The organism is Acidovorax sp. 94 (genome assembly GCF_003634645.1).
Taxonomy (GTDB): Bacteria; Pseudomonadota; Gammaproteobacteria; order Burkholderiales; family Burkholderiaceae_C; genus Acidovorax; species Acidovorax facilis.
In genome coordinates this window covers 2,917,006-2,932,530 of sequence record NZ_RBJA01000001.1, presented here as the reverse complement: position 1 = coordinate 2,932,530, position 15,525 = coordinate 2,917,006, and the positions used below count along the sequence as shown (strand labels likewise).

General features: G+C 62.9%; 14 protein-coding genes. 6 read left to right on the top strand and 8 right to left on the bottom strand.

Translation table 11 applies throughout. The features are described 5' to 3' along the window. Positions 1 to 5 precede the first annotated feature (5 nt). The 5 genes from sctS (at position 6) to C8C94_RS25625 (ending at position 4,344) form a co-directional block, all read left to right on the top strand. Entirely contained in the window at positions 6 to 278 is a 273-nt protein-coding gene (sctS, locus tag C8C94_RS13495) for a type III secretion system export apparatus subunit SctS (RefSeq protein ID WP_121421074.1), read from the top strand. A 12-nt stretch (positions 279 to 290) separates the two neighbouring features. After that, positions 291 to 1,091 carry a type III secretion system export apparatus subunit SctT gene (gene sctT, locus C8C94_RS13490; RefSeq protein ID WP_121421073.1) on the top strand — a complete coding sequence of 267 codons (801 nt, stop codon included), beginning with the start codon at positions 291 to 293 and terminating at the stop codon, positions 1,089 to 1,091. 411 nt (positions 1,092 to 1,502) lie between these two features. Further along, positions 1,503 to 2,204 (top strand): hypothetical protein, encoded by a 702-nt coding sequence (locus C8C94_RS13480; RefSeq protein ID WP_121421071.1) that lies wholly within the window; start codon positions 1,503 to 1,505, stop codon positions 2,202 to 2,204. Between the two features lie 63 nt (positions 2,205 to 2,267). After that, on the top strand, positions 2,268 to 3,668 hold the full coding sequence (locus C8C94_RS25630) for a hypothetical protein (protein ID WP_158603823.1): 1,401 nt from the start codon (positions 2,268 to 2,270) through the stop codon (positions 3,666 to 3,668). Next, positions 3,658 to 4,344 (top strand): GNAT family N-acetyltransferase, encoded by a 687-nt coding sequence (locus tag C8C94_RS25625; RefSeq protein WP_158603822.1) that lies wholly within the window; start codon positions 3,658 to 3,660, stop codon positions 4,342 to 4,344. The genes C8C94_RS25630 and C8C94_RS25625 overlap by 11 nt, the downstream gene beginning before the upstream one ends. Positions 4,345 to 4,446: 102 nt before the next feature. Here the strand turns inward: C8C94_RS25625 and C8C94_RS13465 are convergent, their stop codons facing one another. From C8C94_RS13465 to C8C94_RS13435, 6 genes are all read right to left on the bottom strand, one after another. Next, the gene (locus C8C94_RS13465) at positions 4,447 to 5,148 is read right to left on the bottom strand and encodes a DUF6683 family protein (protein WP_121421068.1); all 702 of its coding nucleotides are present in this window, start codon (positions 5,146 to 5,148) and stop codon (positions 4,447 to 4,449) included. Between the two features lie 244 nt (positions 5,149 to 5,392). Further along, positions 5,393 to 6,121 carry a hypothetical protein gene (locus C8C94_RS13460; protein ID WP_147433259.1) on the bottom strand — a complete coding sequence of 243 codons (729 nt, stop codon included), beginning with the start codon at positions 6,119 to 6,121 and terminating at the stop codon, positions 5,393 to 5,395. Between the two features lie 540 nt (positions 6,122 to 6,661). Beyond that, positions 6,662 to 7,327 carry a response regulator transcription factor gene (locus C8C94_RS13455; protein WP_121421066.1) on the bottom strand — a complete coding sequence of 222 codons (666 nt, stop codon included), beginning with the start codon at positions 7,325 to 7,327 and terminating at the stop codon, positions 6,662 to 6,664. A 97-nt stretch (positions 7,328 to 7,424) separates the two neighbouring features. Further along, on the bottom strand, positions 7,425 to 8,729 hold the full coding sequence (locus tag C8C94_RS13450; RefSeq protein WP_158603821.1) for a sensor histidine kinase: 1,305 nt from the start codon (positions 8,727 to 8,729) through the stop codon (positions 7,425 to 7,427). After that, the gene (locus C8C94_RS13445; RefSeq protein WP_147433258.1) at positions 8,710 to 10,290 is read right to left on the bottom strand and encodes a hypothetical protein; all 1,581 of its coding nucleotides are present in this window, start codon (positions 10,288 to 10,290) and stop codon (positions 8,710 to 8,712) included. The genes C8C94_RS13450 and C8C94_RS13445 overlap by 20 nt, the downstream gene beginning before the upstream one ends. A gap of 714 nt (positions 10,291 to 11,004) precedes the next feature. Next, positions 11,005 to 12,009 (bottom strand): porin, encoded by a 1,005-nt coding sequence (locus C8C94_RS13435; protein ID WP_158603820.1) that lies wholly within the window; start codon positions 12,007 to 12,009, stop codon positions 11,005 to 11,007. 423 nt (positions 12,010 to 12,432) lie between these two features. On the opposite strand from C8C94_RS13435, the gene C8C94_RS13430 reads away from it, so the two are divergent. Continuing rightward, entirely contained in the window at positions 12,433 to 13,452 is a 1,020-nt protein-coding gene (locus C8C94_RS13430; protein WP_121421061.1) for an IS30 family transposase, read from the top strand. A gap of 23 nt (positions 13,453 to 13,475) precedes the next feature. On the opposite strand, the gene C8C94_RS13425 is transcribed toward C8C94_RS13430, so the two are convergent. Then, on the bottom strand, positions 13,476 to 14,357 hold the full coding sequence (locus tag C8C94_RS13425) for an AAA family ATPase (RefSeq protein ID WP_199731258.1): 882 nt from the start codon (positions 14,355 to 14,357) through the stop codon (positions 13,476 to 13,478). A gap of 77 nt (positions 14,358 to 14,434) precedes the next feature. Continuing rightward, positions 14,435 to 15,454, bottom strand: coding sequence for an IS30 family transposase (locus C8C94_RS13420; RefSeq protein WP_121421060.1), 1,020 nt, complete (start codon positions 15,452 to 15,454; stop codon positions 14,435 to 14,437). Between the last annotated feature and the right edge of the window lie 71 nt (positions 15,455 to 15,525).

The window sequence follows — 15,525 nt, the reverse complement described above, 5'->3', positions numbered from 1 at the left end:
ACGCCATGTTTGAAAGCCAGACCATCCAACTGCTGTACCAAGCCCTGTGGCTGGTGTTGCTCCTGTCCGCGCCACCGGTCATCGTGGCCGCGCTGGTCGGGCTACTGGTTGCCCTGGTGCAGGCCGCCACCCAGATTCAGGAGCAGACCCTGCAGTACGCGCTCAAGTTCTTCGCCATCGTGCTCACCATCTTCATCACCGCATCGCTGCTGGGCGGCACGCTGTTCCGCTATACCGACCGAGTCATGACCGACTTCCCCGCCTTGGTCAAACGCTGAGGCCACCCACCCATGGGAGAAACTTTTGCTGCGGTGAATAACGTCAGCGAACTGGCGTTGCTGGCCGCGCTTGCCAGCGTGCGCTTTGCTACCGCCTTCGTGCTGTTGCCCCTGCTGGCCCAGGAAACCGTGTCCCAGCTCGTGCGGGGCGCCATTTTTCTTGCGTTCGGAGTCATCACACTGGCCCTTCAGCCTGCGGTCAACGTCACCGGCTGGAGCGTTTCCCAATGGATCGGGTTGTTCTCCAAAGAAGCCTTCATCGGCCTGGCTCTGGGCATGCTGCTGGCCGCTGTACTCTGGGCGTTCGACGCCGCCGGCGAGATCATTGACGGCGCGATCGGACTGTCGCAGGCGCAGGTCACAGACCCTCTCTCCGGGCGTCAGACCTCGCTATCAGGGGCCTTCCTGGGGCGCTTGGCTGTGTACCTTTTTATGGCCTCGGGTGGCCTCATGCTCTGGATCGGCGTCCTCATGGAAAGCTTTGTGCTGTGGCCCCTGGCCCAGCCCGGCCTTGCTCCGCGCCCAGCCGGTGTCACCTTGTTTGAGAGCGCCTTCGCGCAGTTTGCGGGCCTGAGCTTCCTGCTCGCTGCGCCCACCCTGGTAGTCATGTACGCCATTGACCTGGCGCTGGGCCTCATGAATCGTTTCGCGCCCCAACTCAATCTGTACTCGTTGTCCAGCTCCCTCAAAAGCGTGGCTGCCATCCTGCTGTGGTTGGTCATGCTCACCACCTTGGCCAAGACACTGCTGAACTACCTGGCTGCCCTTTTCCCGACACTGCTGCACAAGATGCAGACCCTGCTGCCCACCTGAACACCCAGCGAGCGCCGGCCTCGGGCTTGGGGTTTGAAGCGTTTTGTTGCAAATGCACCCCCTCCACTAGGAGGCTTCCCAATAGCGCGAGCGGGCGCAAGTTTTTACGATGGAGACATCCCATCTTTCATCCGCGTCCACACATGGTGACCTCGTCCTCTCTCTCGTCGCTGACAGGCCTCGCTGGCCTAGCGCCCCGGACTGACGCGCTCCGGCCAGCCTTGGACAACGGCGACACCGCGCGCCTGTTTGGCTATACCGGCAGCGACGCCGTCGCCCGCACCTTGTCCGTCCCCCCCTTCAGCGGCGACACCCCGGCCCAGCTGCAATCCCGGTTCATTGACTGTCTCTTTACCCGGGGTTGATCTCCGCCCCCCGCCCCCCGCGCGCCGCTCCTTTGCGACAGCACCCATGGCCCAACCCATCCCCGATCTGACCCTGCGCGATCAGCCCGACTGGGCCGGTGCAGCAGAGGTCCTCATCGAAGGCTGCGCCCATCTGCCCTCACGTGAAGACCGCGTGCGCTGGATGGAGCGCCTGTGCCACTCGCTCGGCGATGCGCTGTACCCCGCCTTCCTGCAGGTGCTTTGCCGCATTGGCGAGCATGGCAACCCCCAGGCCCAGGCTGCGGTCGCCGATACCCTGGTGCTTGCTCTGCAAAGCGGCCGCTTGCCCTCGGGGCGGCACGCCGCATGGGGGGCGCAGTGGGACGCGTCCGTGCGCGCCACCCGCACCATGGGCCCCATTGAGTACCTGTGCGCCTGGTTCGCGCAGCCCGACGGGCGCGGCACCCTCGGGGCCGTGGCTTTTGACCAGGCCGCACGCGCACTGGTGGGCTTGGTATCGCACAGTGAAGCGGCCCGGCGCCTCTATTGCGCCAAGCTCCACAGCGTGGCCGACGACCCCCTCGACGGGGCTTGGACCCGCAGCAGCCGCCACGCACTGCAAGCCATGGCCCTGAGTTGGTCTCAGGCGGACCCCGAACCCTACCGTGCGGCCACCCAGGCGGTAGAAGCCTTCATGGCTGCGTCCCGCCACGGTGAACAATCCGCGCCGGCTGCAACGGTTGGCGCGCTGGCGCAGGGCTGGATTCCTCCGGCCTCCTGGCGTTGAGGCACCGATACGCCGCTCCCGTGCGGCCCGTTGCACCCTGCTATCCCACCTTCACCATCTGGTATGTCTGAGCCATGGGCCGCGCTGGCCCCCATTCGGGCCATTGCTCCTGGTGGCCGCGTTGTAGCCTTGGGGGGGTACTCGGGCGGCGGCCAGGGCTTCGGCGGTGACGGGCCATGGCCCGATGAAGACCCCGCAGCCTCCCAGTCGCCTGCCCACTTGCTGGATGCTCTGCTGCGGCTGGAGCACGCCGACCTGCGGGTATGGGTACACAGCTTGGCGCAGTCCCCCAGTCGCCGGGCCCGACCCTGGTACCACCAGCTCGACTACGCAGACACAGACACACTGTTGCAGCACCTCGCAACGCGCCTCGATGCAGCGCACCTGGCAGGCTTCACCCGGATTGCCGTTCAGGAGCAAGACCTAGCGCGCTGGGGTGAACACCTGGCGCGCAGCGCCAGCGATCGTGACAGGCTCGACCTGCTGATCGCTCTGGTTAGCCACGGCACCACCGCAGGTCCCGTCCTGCCCAGCCATCCCCGGCCAGACGCACTGCGCGCTCCTTTGATCGGCCGTTTGCTGAGTAGTCTGCACGGCCGTACCCATGCCCTCGACACCGCCTTGCAAGCCATGCTGCCGCTCTCCCCGGCGTCGGCACAGTCTGTGGCAATGGTCAGGGCCATGCTCACCGCCCTGTTACCACCCTACACCACGGTGCGTACGCAGGCCGATCCCGGAGCCCTGCGGCAGGTGCTGGAGGCCTGCGCCACCGCCAGCGATGCACCCGCCAAAGCCACCCTGTGGGCCCTGGCCATCCCTGTCGCTGCCCAAGGTGCGGCCCTGCCGACACTCGCCCCTGCCCTTACGCTGCTGCTTACCAGCCAGACCTGTGCCATTGTCAATGCCCTGGCCCAGCAGCACCCTGACGGCCAGGCCCTGGCTTGCTACCTGCACATCCTGTGTGCCCAGCAGCGCACCGATGAAATCCGGCTCATTCACCACCAGCTGTACCAGGGTCACGACGGCATGCACCCCCCTGCGGAGTACCTGCATCACTGCGATCGGCGCGGGGCATATCCCCATGCCATGGCTCTGGGGCACTACCTGGGAGCTTGGGCCATGGTCACCAGCAACACCCCAGGTGGTCCTCCCGCAGGCGCAACTGCGCCAGTGCAGCTCTCCCATATCCAGCCCACCGCGCGCACGTCGCAGGCCACTCACCGGGGAGACCTCTGGCTGGCAGGCTCAGCATATGCCGCCCTCGGGCCCGCCCAGAGTACAGAGGCGAGCAAGTTCCTTACGGAGCCTGTCTGGCAACAGAGCGGTCCGCAAACCGCCTTTTGGGCGGCTTATCAGCGCGTGTTGCAAGCCCATTGCGGCGGGCTATCGCCACTCCTCCTGGCAGCCTCCGCACCTACCCATTGCGGCACAGCGCCCATCATCGGCACACCCTATGTCCCCTGAACCCGTCATCCTCTATCAAGGTCCACGCTTGCGCATTCGCCAGTTCCACAGCCGCGACGCCCAGGCCCTGGTCACCATGCACCGCGACCCTCGCGTGCGCGCGCACCTGGCCGACGATGCACCGCTGGATGAGCCCCGTGTCGCACACCGCTTCATCGCGCACATGCAACAGTTCTATCTGCAATACCCTGGCACGGGCATCTGGTGTGCAGAGCGAGCCCAGCCGCCTGACTCGGACACCATTGCCGACGCACTGCGTGCGCACGCCGAAGGCGACATAGACGCTGTGCTGTTAGCCAAGCTTGTGCAACCCCGATGGGTATTTTGCGGCTGGTTCAGCCTGGTGCATTTGGAGGAAGATCCGAAAATCCTGGAGATCGGCGCCCGACTGGCGGCACAGACCTGGGGCGGTACGCTCGCACTGGATGGCGGGGAGTGGCTGCTGCAGCACGCCTTTGGCGCCTTGCTGCAAACGCATGTGCTAGGCCACTGCGCACCCACCAACCGCTCTGCCGCGCACTGTCTGCAAGTACTGGGCTTCGGCTGCCAAGGTATGGCCACTTACAACGGCACGCAGGCCCGGCGCTACCGCCTGGACCAGGCCCAGTGGCAGGCGTGGCACACCCAGTCCCGCCGCCAGCGCCAGCGTGCGGTGCTCAGCGTTTCTCCGGCATAAACCTGCAGCGGGTGAGGGGAGGTGAGGGGGATGTGAAGAGGGATGGCACGGGGCGTGATGGCCCCGAGAGGCTCGCCCCAAACGATGAACGACGCACCGATCTCAAACGATTCGCATGCCCGATGACGTGATGCGCAGGCGGCTGGCGTCCACCTTCAAGAAGCCCTCGATCATCTCCTTACCAAGCTGCCGCATCTGCGCCTCCAGCATCGGATCAGGCTGCCGCTGCAACTGCACCTGCGTCGTTGCCATCAGCATGCCCAGCATCACCGTGGCGTCATACATGCGCTGCTTCTCCGCGTCTGTCACCTGGGCGAAATCTCGCTCTGCCGCAAGCGCTCTGCGCAACTGATTGGCCAGCGGCTTCACATGGCTGTTGCTCACATTCTGGTTGTTGTAGGCCATATAGGCTCCCGCCAGAAAAGATGCCAGCCCCGTGGCCACATCGTTGGTCGGCACACCCAGCTGGCGCGCCACCTGCGGGTACTGCTGGTGCAGTTCCAGAAACCCCTGGCGCATTTGTGGACGCTGCGCCGGCGGGTAGTAGCCCACCAACATATCCAGTGCTGCCGTTCTGCCTTTGCGCTGAAAGCCGGTGCGCGCCAACTGCGCTGTGGATACGCCGCCCGCCACCCCCTTGCGGCTGGCGCGCGCAGCGCGTTGGATTTCGTTGTTCAGCAAGTAGCTGCCAGCGCCCACGGACAGGCTCATGCCCGTGTCCGAACTCATCCACCAGGCACTGGCAGGAGTCATGGTTGCGAAGGTGATCGCTACAGCAGCGCAAAAATTTTTCAGGGATTTCATGGTCAGTGTTTGGTCAAAAACGCGGGCAGTTCCGCAACCCAGCCAGCCCTGTCCGGGGCACAAAGAAAAGTGCAAACATCCCAGGTGATACCTGTGCATGCAGAACGGCCTTGGGCTTCCAGCGGTGCCCACCAGGCGGGCAAGGCGGCCACATCGTATCGGTCGAGGAAGAAAAAAACGGACCGAGGAACGGTCCGTTTCGTTTGTTGCAAATCGCGATATCCGCCCGTCGGGCGGACAGGGCTTATTGCTTGCGAGCCATGCTGCTCATGCCTTCGCCCAGCGACTTCAGCGCGGTATTGAACGCATCGGTCAGCAGCTTGAACTCCTGGCTTACAGCCTGGAACTCTGCGTTGACAGCCTGCATTTCCTTGGCAGCATCCTCGCCGTCACCACCAGCGGCCTCCTTGAGCTTGCCCGACAGCTCCACCATCTTGGCGGCCTTGTCGCCCATGGCCTCGCCCATGGCCTGGGCAATGGCCTGCAGCCAGCTCTTGGCACCGGCTTTGCCACAGCCCCTGCCGCCTTCGCCCGTGCTCTCGGCCATCTGGTTGCGCACGCTGTCGACGATCTGCTGCGCAATGTCGTCAACCGACTTTTGGATGTCGCAAGATGCCACGTCGGAAATTGCCTCACCAGCACCATCGGTGGGCTTGCAGTATTCCTGCATCACCTCGTCGATCGCCTGGCTGATCGCGTCTTGCAGGAACTTCGGCATGCCATCTTCGCGTTGCAGTGTTTGCGCCGCTTGTTGTGCGCCGCCGCCCATGATGGTGCTGACCAGGTTGGTCGTTGCATTCAGGATGTTGACTGGCGAGAAGCCTTCCAGCGTCTTGCTCATGTCATTGCCACCCAGCAGGCCGCTGACCATGCCACTCAGAAACTGCGAACCGATGCCACCGAGCAGACCGCCCATGCCCATTCCGCCGCCGCCCATCAATGCTGAACCCACGACGCCAACTGCTGCACCCATAACAAACTCCTTGAAACTGGCCCATCTTCGGGCCGTGATTGGTTGGAACGACTCCTTCGCCTGCACAGGTCGCCCTGGCAAGGACCCCATCGGGCTGCGGCTTTGTGGCTCTGGCTCCGTCGGGACAGCCGTGATTGAACCGGCTTTGGGTCTGCCGCGCTATATGTGCGATTCCCAGCTAGGAATGCCCCTAGCTAGGGAGGACACCTACCCACACACCTCTTCGGCCCAGCATCCGCTCGCCCGCAGAGCATGCGCGGGCCACAATTCATGCACCTCTTTTTGCTATTTAAATAATAGCTAGTTGCGCTTGTAGGGAAAGCGCTAGCGGCATATTTGCTTTGAATTCCAGCCGTTGCCCAACACTTTGTCATCCTGCACCGGAGTAGCTCGGCTCCCCGTGCCAGATACTTGTCGAAGCCCTTGTCGCGCGCTTCGGCTGCTTGCGACTCGTTGCAACTGAAGACCTTTGCAACGCGCTGCCCAGCCCGTCTGTGCGCGTTGTGCACAGCACGCCGTGAACAGATCGCGCAAGGGTGCTTACAGCACCCTCTGTGCCATGGCCATGCGGGTCAGGTGCACCGCAGAGTCGGCCTGCATCTTGCCAAGCACCCGGCCGCGGTGCAGTTCCACCGTCTTGGCGCTGATGTTCAGGTCACGGGCGATTTCTTTGCTCATCTTGCCGTCCACCACCCCGCGCATCACCTCGGACTCCCGGTCCGTCAGCGTGGCCAGCCTGCGCTGAAACTCTGCGCACGCTGGTGGCCGGTGCGGTGCGGCCGGTGCCTCAAACGCCTTGGCCAGCGCCTGCTCCAGCGCACTGTCTTCAAACGGTTTTTCCAGGAACGTGATGGCGCCTTTTTCCATGGCCTGCACCGCCAGCGGCACGTCGCCGTGCCCGGTCATGTACACCACCGGCAGTGGCCACTGCGCACTCGGCCCTGCAATACCCCGCGCAATCAGCGCGTCATGCACCTGCAACCCGGACATCCCGGGCATCCGCACATCCAGCAACAAGCAGCTGTCGGCCAGCGTGCCCGCTTGCATCTGGTGCTCCAGGGTGGCAATGGCGGCGTTGGCATCCGCGAAATCCAGAACCCGGTAGCCCGCTCCCTCCAGCCACCAGCGGGCCGTGGTCCGGAAATCTGCGTTGTCGTCCAGCAGGTACAGCGTTCGTGTCGTCGGTCCAGCGTGCGTGACTGTCATGTGTCCATCTCTCCCTCATAGCATTCAAAACTCTCAGGGGCGCCCCGTTGGGTAGGCAGGTCTCGCGCCTGTCTTTGCGCCGCTGTCGCCGCCAGGCTCAGGCCTGATCGCCGGGTAGCCCCTGCGGCTCGGCCTGGGCGGCAGGCGCATGCGCTGCAACCAACGGCAGCGCGACGAAGAACGTGCAACCCCGGTCCGCATTGGGCGTAAACCACAGACGGCCCTGGTGCAGTTCAATCAGGCTGCGGCAGATGTTCAGCCCCACACCCATTCCCGTGGGCTTTGTCGAAAAAAACGGCATGAACAACTGTGCCGCCGTCTCATCCTCCATGCCACACCCTGAATCCTGGATCGCCATCTCCAGCATCTGGTCCACCTCATCGATCCGGCACACGACCTCCAGACGCCGCTCGTGCGCAGGCGACTGCGCCATGGCATCGATCGCATTGCGCAGCAAATTCACCAGCACCTGCTGCACCATCACACCATCGGCCACCACCGCCCAGCCGCGCTGCTGCAGCGCCTGCTCAATGCCGTCCTCCTGCACGGACCACTGCACCCCGTGGCGCTCCAGGTCCCAATCCAGCAGCGCCAAGCTACTGCGTAACAAGGTCAGCGTATCCAGAGGCTCCCGTTGCGGTTGGTGATTGCGCGTGTAGTCCCGCACCCGGCCAATCACCCGTGCCGCGTACTGCACCTGCTCCAACGCCAACTGCACCCCCTGCACCAGCGGCGGCAACATCTGCGGCTGCAAACTTTCACCAGCCGACGCCAGCCGCGCCTTCAGGCCCCGCAGCACATTGCCCACCGCCCCCAGCGGCTGATTGAGCTCATGCGCCAGCGTGGTCGCCATCTCGCCCACGGCCAGGCTGTGCGACGTAAAAAGCAGCCGCTCACGGTCTTCCAGGTGGCGCCGCGTAGGGTTCAGCGCTCCCCCATCAGGCCCCAGCCACAGCGCCCACAGCCCCTGCTGCGGTGCCACCGGGGCCAGCCGGGCAGGGCGCGTGCGTGCGCCCCTAGGCGCGGCATGCATGCGGCCATCGTGTGCCTCGTCGTGCCCATCCACTTGCTCGCCACACAACTCCACCGTGCCTGCCCATCCGTGATCACAGCCCGGCCATTGGGCTACCGCGCACATCCCGGCCGTCAACCCTTCCAGCCGCTCGCACAGCAGTGCCAGGGGGGCACCCACGGGCGGCCAGGTGTCCTGCTCTACCCTCTCCGTGGGAGGGGCCACTGCCGCAGACAGCGCTGCATTGCGCCAAAGCACCCGACCTGTGCCAGACACATCCAGCACCGCCATCGCATCGCCCAGAGCAGTCAGCGCACAGGCCTGCCAGTCGGCAGGCAGCCCCTGCGCCAAGCCCACGCTGTTCAAGCCATCACCCTGCATGCACGGCATGCAGCGCACCCAGGCCCGCGCCATCCAGCGGTACAGGCACCCGCAGTGCCATCAGTGTCCACTGCGTGCCCAGCAAGCGGCGCAGGCGGCGCGGCTCCTGCAGCACAATGCGCTCGGGCGCACCCGGGCCCGCCGCCGCAGGCTCGTCAGCCGCGCTATGCACCACCAGCTGCGGCGTGTGGCGATCTGGCCGAGAAGCTCCCAGCCGCCACCGGCCTGCGGCATCCACGTCCTGGCGCAAGCGCCACACCCGCCACTGCGTATCGGCAGGCATCGTGGCCGTCCAGCGTGCCACCAGCGGCCAAGCTTGTCCTGCTGTGCCGGCTGCCCACCCCGCACGCACCGCATCCGGGCGCAGTACATGCCCCCACAGGCGCATGTGCGACACATCGGGCGGAGCCAGCACCAACACACAGCGACCCGCCTCCAGCTCCCGCAACAATGCCTGCTGCGCATTGGCCTCCAGCCACACCCGCAGCGCTCGGTAGTGCTGGGCAGCGGCTTCTCGGCTCATGTCCTCCAGCCCTGGCGCCTCCCCGGGCTCCTCCTGCGCGTCCTCATCGGCATCGCTCCAGGCATCCCAGAAATCTTCGTCCTCCAGCTCCGGCGCAGCATTGCGTGGCATGTCGCGTTCCACCCGCTCCACCCGGTCCTGCGACACCCGCTGCCGAACCTTCGGTGCCAGCGCCAAAGCCATTGCCAGGGCGTGCGGCATCTCCGTCGGTTCGCCCGCGAGCAGTGGCTTGCCGGTGCCCCGCCCCTCGCGCACACCTGCCCCGGCAGGGGTGCCCAATGCCTGAGCCCCCGTGCTAGCGGCCAGTTGCCCAGGCCGGGCCCCCCGGCCTTCCGGTCGGCCCTGTTGCCCGGTGGCCAATCCATCGGCTCGGGCGCCACGCGCTGCCGGTTCAGGGCTTCGCCCTGCGCCACCCGCCGCCGCAGTGCCCGCGCTCAGGCCTGCAGCACCCGCCGCCAGCCCCTCGCCCAAGCGCGCAGCCCGCAGCGCCCACTGCGCTTGCGCCAAGGCCACCGCAGCCCCACCTGCCGTCATCTGCCCGGCCAGGGTGCGCCCCAAAGCCTGTGCCAGTGCGGCCTGCGCCTGCGCTACCGCAGGCTGCGCACTGCTGCGCCCGGCGGCCCCTGCGGCAGACACCCCGCCATCGCGGGCGTCCGCGCGCGCGCCTGCTGTTGCCGTAGCCCCTGTATTCACAGCCTGCGCCGTCTGCGCCGTCTGCACCGTGGTTGCCGTGGTCTGTGACTGCCCCCCCGGGGGTTGCATATTTTTGGACGCAGCGAACCCATTGCTTTGGGCCAAAGACTGCGCCGCCGCATCGGCCCGAGGGTTGGCAAAGCCCGCCTGCACCGCAGCCGGGCTGGCACCTTGCGGAACCTGCAAGGCACCGCCCACACCCGCGCCCCCCGGGCGCACCGCACCGCCAGCTGCCGCCGCCTGCCAAGGCGCCGCGCCGTAGCCCGGGCCACCGACTGCGCTGCCACCGGGCACCGCCGTGCCAGCGCTCCAGCCGGTGCCAGTGCCGGTGATCGTCACAGATGTGCCCGCCAACGTGGTGGCCGTAGCCAGAACGCCAGACTGCGCCCCGGTAGGGAGTTGGCTGCCCGGCACACCCCCGCGGTAGGTATTGCCACCAGCGCCCGCACCTGAACTGCCTGGCGCAGACCCTGCACCGGTATAGCCATTCTGTGATGAGCCTGAGCTTGGGGTGCGCCCATCGCTCCGGCCCCCGCCATCCCCACGGCTGCCCCCGTAAGGATACGTGCCACCATCACCAGAAGAGCGCCCAGGGCTACCCCCGGGGCCGCCAGCGCTTCCACCTTGCCAATCCGTCCCAGACGAGCCCATTCCGCCTGTGCCTGAACCCCCAGCGCTACCGCTACCGCCACCCTGGCTGGCAGAGCCGCCACCTCCATTGCCGACATGGCTGCCGCCATCGGGCCCGCCCGCTCCGTTGCTTCCGCCATTGGGGCTGGTGCCACCGGTGTCAGCGTTGGGGCCGACCCCGCTGGTGTCAGAAGAAGGGTTTGGCCCAGAGCCGTTTGGGCTTGAGGCTGGCGTTTGGTTAAAAGGGGATTGCTCCGGCGGTAGATTGAAATCGTTAGGTAAACCGGGCCCACTGGATTCGGCTGGCTGGTCCGCTGCCTGCGCTGTGGGTGCAGCGGGCGGCGGGGTAAGCGGGACCGTTGGGGCCATCCCAACAGAGTAGAGGTCACTCATTGAGAAGCTTGTACCAGAACTGGTTGGTAATATTGATTTTTATATTTAGAAGTTATGATTTAAACCAATGCCATAATTGTTGAAGCCGCCTGCACGCATGTAATTGACATACGTTTTTGTACGTTTTGACAAGGCGTACGTGCCATTGAGTAATACATTGGTATATTTTTTTGCATCGAACTGGCTATTTCCGATGGTGTACTCTGACTTGGTTTCTCGTGCGATATCAATGCCAGCCGAGAATTGATTCCAAGTGGCTTTTGCGCCTAAGGCAAATCCGTTGGAACCAGCAATTGAATTGGAAACATACTGCAATGTGGTGGGGTTGTAGTGGCGACCGTTGCGCGAATGGTAGTAAGCCCCTGTGAACTCAAGATTCTGATAGCCGTATTTGGCGCCTAAAGCAAAATTGGCATCTAGACCACTAAACTTGTTGTAAGCTGCACCCACAGTCAAAGGGCCTGCTATATAAATAGCGCTCAAATCTACCTTGCTCAGATCATCTTCTTTGGGTGCATATGCGGCTTCCATCACAAAACCGCCCATTTGTGGTGTACGGTAACTGATTTGATTGGATTGGCGTTGGCCGCCAGTACCTACAGCACCGAAAGTTCGCACTGCGATTGAGTTGTTACCCATACCCATTAAGTCCCAGGACGCCATTGCGTTGTAGCTTGGCGTAATGGCGCGTCCAAGGGTAACGCGGCCCCAGTCACCGCCCAGCCAAACGTTAGAACTGCGCGCAAACGCACCTTGTGGATCGTTTGCACCGCTAGAGGCATCGAATTTTTGTTCTAGTTGAAAGCCGGCACGCAGCCCACCACCTAGGTCCTCAACACCCCGAAAACCTACGAAGCTATCTTGCAGATTCACTCTAGATGAGCTTTGTAGTCCAGTGTTGAATTCTTTAATTTGAGTAGCATCAGCTTGATAAAACTTCCCCACTGCCACATCCACAGCGCCATAAATCGTCACATTCGATTGCGCCCAGGCAGGTGCGCAAGCCAGCAGCGTTGCCAGAGCCAAAGGGGTTACTTGGTATTTGTTCATGAATAGTTTTTGATCCAGAGGTTGCTGAAATGCTGCCCCTCCCTGATGCCCACCAGTCCAACCTGGCGGGGCAGCCCAGCGCGGGATTACAGCAAGCCTCAGGCGGCGTCGGTCGGCGCTTTCGCGCTTACGCAACACAGGTGTTACAGCGCTCTGGGAGGGGGTGCAAAGAATGTTTCTTTTGATTGCAATTCGGGAGGGTGGCATTTGCGCGGCTGGTTGCAAAAGCACTCCATACAGATTAGGTGCCACGTCCAAAAGCCGCCCGTGGTTGAGCGAACAACCGGTTGCATGGGGCTATGGATGTCCTGCATCACTCCCTGCGGACCGTGATAGCACGGCTTCGGGCGGTCCACTGCGTTGCTTTTCTTGGGCGGTCTCAAATCTGAAGTGCAACACCCTCACCGAGGGTAATGTACGCAAATGGGAACGAGATACGAACACTTGCAGCCAGAAGACAGAGTGACGTTGGCATCGCTGCGCCAGCAGGGCTGGAGCATCAGGGCCATAGCCCGCCTTCAAGGCCGCAGCCCCAGCACCATCAGCCGTGAGTTGCGGCGCAACGCCTGCCATGGCAGTTACGCCAGCGCGCCTGCGCAGCGTCTGTGCCAGCAGCGGCGCATTCAGGCCAGGCCACACCCCAAGCTGCACAGCGGCGGGGCTTTGTGGACTCTTGTCACCACCATGCTGTGCTGGCTGTGGTCGCCCCAGCAGATTGCACGCACACTCCAGCGCATGTATCCCCAGGAGCCGAGCATGCATGCCTCGCACGAGAGCATCTACACCGCTATCTATGCATACCCACGCGGTGAGTTGCGCCGCCAGCTCATCGCACTGCTGCGCCAGGGCAAGAGTACACGCCGCCCGCGTTCAGCAGGCTCTGATCGGCGTGGTCAGATTCCAGACATGGTCTCTATCCATGTTCGCCCACCCGAGGTCAATGATCGCGTGATGCCGGGGCATTGGGAGGGAGATTTGATCAAGGGCGCTGGCAACAAGTCGGCGGTGGGTGTGCTGGTAGAGCGCTCAACGCGCCTGGTGCTGCTGTGCAAGATGCCTGACGCATCCGCAGAGAGTGCGCTGGCCGCGTTCACCAACAAGCTGCGCCAGATTGCACAGCCGATGCGCCAGGCGCTCACCTACGACCAGGGCAAGGAGATGGCCCGGCACAAGGAACTCGCCCAAGCCCTTGGCATGCGGGTGTACTTTTGTGATCCGCACAGTCCTTGGCAAAAAGGCAGTTGTGAGAATACGAATGGGCTGCTGCGCCAGTTCATGCCCAAGGGTACAGACCTGAGCGTGCATGACCAGGATGCGCTGGACTCCATGGCCGATCTGATGAACAACCGTCCTCGTCAGACGCTCGGCTGGGATTCTCCCTATCAGGCTTTTCAGCGATTCATGACGGCTATCGCCGAGAAGAGCTCCGCTACCATTCATTGAATATCAACCAGCGGTGTTGCACTTCAGATTTGAGACAGCCCTTCAATTACCACCAAGCTATCTTCTGGTGCGGACAGCATCGCAGCAACTATGGACAGGACTCGCAAAGTCCCATCAGACAACAGAGATGCGTCAACATTGCGAGAGCGACCTCCAAAGGTCTCAGTCAGCTGCACCATAACTCCGCCTCGCGGCTCTTCGAGGAATGACAGGCTGGCGATATCTTGCTCAGGCAAGCTCTGTATGAAACCGAGAATGGCTTGTCTTTGAGTCTTGTAAGGCTCTAGCTCGCCATTCTTCCTCTCTACTTCTTTGTCTCGATTGCCACCCCATAGCTGGTACAGAACTGCGGAGATGTTGCGCCCATCTCCTTGCAAAGCATTGTCCGAAGGGAAGGCGTAGTCGCGCATTCCGGCTGGCGCTGGGTCAAGGAAGAGCATCGCCGACAGCCATTGTTCAAGTGCTTTAACTGTCGGAGATATGCGCTCGCGTGAAGCTTTGTGCTCAGATGCAAAAGTGGCTGGGCTGGTCAACTGAGTGAAGATGGCCTGCTGGTCGTAGCAGGTCACATGGGGCTTGTTCCTGCCTTTCGCGAAGTTGTTGTATGCGACGCCACAGTCGGTTCCGCGTTCGCTAGAAGGCTGATCTAACGAATAGAGTGGCACGCTTGCGCCATCGTGGCTAAGTGTTTCTCCCACAATGTGCAGCCCGTCGGGCCGCCGCTGCAACTTCATATGCAGGCGGTTCCATTCTGTTTGGTCCGTTTCCGCACCTATACAAAAAGTATCGCCGCGTTCCAGGGGCAAATCTTCCACTGTTCCACGCATTACGCGATCACCGCTTTGCACAGCGTATTGGATAGCTGAGAGCTTCTGACCCTGCGCAAGCCAAGAAAGCAATCGCATTCCTTCGATTGCATTGCTCTTCCCGGATGCATTAGCTGGCGATCTCAAATCTGAAGTGCAACACCGCTGGTTGATATTCAATGAATGGTAGCGGAGCTCTTCTCGGCGATAGTCGTCATGAATTGCTGGAAAGCCTGATAGGGAGAATCCCAGCCGAGCGTCTGACGAGGACGGTTGTTCATTAGATCGGCCATGGAGTCCAGCGCATCCTGGTCATGAACGCTCAGGTCTGTGCCCTTGGGCATGAACTGGCGCAGCAGCCCATTCGTATTCTCACAACTGCCTTTTTGCCAAGGGCTGTGCGGATCACAAAAGTACACCCGCATGCCAAGGGCTTGTGCGAGTTCCTTGTGCCGGGCCATCTCCTTGCCCTGGTCGTAGGTGAGTGTCTGGCGCATCGGCTGTGCAATCTGGCGCAGCTTGTTGGTGAACGCGGCCAGCGCACTCTCTGCGGATGCGTCAGGCATCTTGCACAGCAGCACCAGGCGCGTTGAGCGCTCTACCAGCACACCCACCGCCGACTTGTTGCCAGCGCCCTTGATCAAATCTCCCTCCCAATGCCCCGGCATCACGCGATCATTGACCTCGGGTGGGCGAACATGGATAGAGACCATGTCTGGAATCTGACCACGCCGATCAGAGCCTGCTGAACGCGGGCGGCGTGTACTCTTGCCCTGGCGCAGCAGTGCGATGAGCTGGCGGCGCAACTCACCGCGTGGGTATGCATAGATAGCGGTGTAGATGCTCTCGTGCGAGGCATGCATGCTCGGCTCCTGGGGATACATGCGCTGGAGTGTGCGTGCAATCTGCTGGGGCGACCACAGCCAGCACAGCATGGTGGTGACAAGAGTCCACAAAGCCCCGCCGCTGTGCAGCTTGGGGTGTGGCCTGGCCTGAATGCGCCGCTGCTGGCACCTGCGCTGCGCAGACTCACTGGCATAACAGCCATTGCAGGCGTTGCGCTGCAACTCACGGCTGATGGTGCTGGGGCTGCGGCCTTGAAGGCGGGCTATGGCCCTGATGCTCCAGCCCTGCTGGCGCAGCGATGCCAACGTCACCCTCTCTTCTGGCTGCAAGTGTTCGTATCTCGTTCCCATTTGCGTACATTACCCTCGGTGAGGGTGTTGCACTTCAGATTTGAGATCGCCGCTCCAATAAGCACGGTTAG

Bases quoted from the DNA above. Each gene is read 5' to 3' on its own strand.
- sctS (WP_121421074.1), top strand. From the start codon at position 6: ATGTTTGAAAGCCAGACCATCCAACTGCTGTACCAAGCCCTGTGGCTG.
- sctT (WP_121421073.1), top strand. From the start codon at position 291: ATGGGAGAAACTTTTGCTGCGGTGAATAACGTCAGCGAACTGGCGTTG.
- C8C94_RS13480 (WP_121421071.1), top strand. From the start codon at position 1,503: ATGGCCCAACCCATCCCCGATCTGACCCTGCGCGATCAGCCCGACTGG.
- C8C94_RS25630 (WP_158603823.1), top strand. From the start codon at position 2,268: ATGTCTGAGCCATGGGCCGCGCTGGCCCCCATTCGGGCCATTGCTCCT.
- C8C94_RS25625 (WP_158603822.1), top strand. From the start codon at position 3,658: ATGTCCCCTGAACCCGTCATCCTCTATCAAGGTCCACGCTTGCGCATT.
- C8C94_RS13465 (WP_121421068.1), bottom strand. From the start codon at position 5,148: ATGAAATCCCTGAAAAATTTTTGCGCTGCTGTAGCGATCACCTTCGCA.
- C8C94_RS13460 (WP_147433259.1), bottom strand. From the start codon at position 6,121: ATGGGTGCAGCAGTTGGCGTCGTGGGTTCAGCATTGATGGGCGGCGGC.
- C8C94_RS13455 (WP_121421066.1), bottom strand. From the start codon at position 7,327: ATGACAGTCACGCACGCTGGACCGACGACACGAACGCTGTACCTGCTG.
- C8C94_RS13450 (WP_158603821.1), bottom strand. From the start codon at position 8,729: ATGCCGTGCATGCAGGGTGATGGCTTGAACAGCGTGGGCTTGGCGCAG.
- C8C94_RS13435 (WP_158603820.1), bottom strand. From the start codon at position 12,009: ATGAACAAATACCAAGTAACCCCTTTGGCTCTGGCAACGCTGCTGGCT.
- C8C94_RS13430 (WP_121421061.1), top strand. From the start codon at position 12,433: ATGGGAACGAGATACGAACACTTGCAGCCAGAAGACAGAGTGACGTTG.
- C8C94_RS13425 (WP_199731258.1), bottom strand. From the start codon at position 14,357: ATGCGATTGCTTTCTTGGCTTGCGCAGGGTCAGAAGCTCTCAGCTATC.
- C8C94_RS13420 (WP_121421060.1), bottom strand. From the start codon at position 15,454: ATGGGAACGAGATACGAACACTTGCAGCCAGAAGAGAGGGTGACGTTG.